Origin of the sequence: Corallococcus terminator (assembly GCF_003611635.1) — a bacterium.
Lineage (GTDB): Bacteria > Myxococcota > Myxococcia > Myxococcales > Myxococcaceae > Corallococcus > Corallococcus terminator.
Genome location: NZ_RAVZ01000734.1, coordinates 1 through 881 on the forward strand (window position 1 = coordinate 1; position 881 = coordinate 881).

1 protein-coding gene is annotated in these 881 nt (G+C 67.7%); it reads right to left on the bottom strand.

What is annotated here, in order from left to right:
- Positions 1-881, bottom strand: an 881-nt coding sequence (locus D7V88_RS41855) for a condensation domain-containing protein (RefSeq protein WP_244238699.1), incomplete at both ends; no start/stop codon positions are given.

Consider the following 881-nt stretch of genomic DNA (forward strand, 5'->3'; position numbering starts at 1 on the left):
GTGGCGTCGTTCCAGGCTTGGAGGACGCGCTGGCGCTCGGCCTCTGGCAGCAGGGGGAGGGAGGCGATGGGGCGAGAAGGCGCGGCGACAGCGGCCTCCAGGAGGGTCTGGAGGTGGGAGGCCATGCGCTGGATGCGCTCGGCGTCGAAGAGGTCGGTGTCGTACTCGAAGGTGGCGCGCAGTCCCTCCGGCGACTTCGACATGAAGAGGATCAGGTCGCACTTCGACGTTCCGGTGCTCAGCTCCCACGGCTCCGCGGTCGCGGTCATCTGGAGCGCGGCGGAGGCCTGGACCTCCAGCACGGGGGCGTTCTGGAGGACGAACATGACCTGGACGACCAGCGCGTGACTGAGGTTGCGCTCGGGGTGGAACTGCTCGACGAGCTTCTCGAAGGGGAGGTCCTGGTGGGCATAGGCGCCGAGCGTGACCTCGCGCGCACGCCGCATCAGCTCGATGAGGCTGGGGTTGCCCGACAGGTCCTGCCGCAGGGCGAGTGTGTTGACGAAGAGCCCGACAATCCCTTCGATTTCCGGACGGATCCGACCGGCGATGGGCGCGCCGATGATGAGGTCCTGCTGGCCCGAGTAGCGATGCAGCAGAGCACTGAAGCCCGCGAGCAGGCCCATGAACAGCGTGACGCTCTCCTGACGGCAGAGGTCTTCGATGCCCTGGGAGATCTCCGGGGAGAGTCGGAACGTCAGCGTCTTGCCCCGGAAGCGATGGATGGGCGGGCGGGGCCTGTCCATCGGCAGCTCCAGCAGGAGCGGCGCGCCCTCCATCTGCTTGCGCCAATAGGCGAGCAGTCGCTCCAACATGTCATCCCGGAGCCACTGCCGCTGCCAGACGCCGAACTCTGCGTACTGGATGGGCAGGGGGGGAAG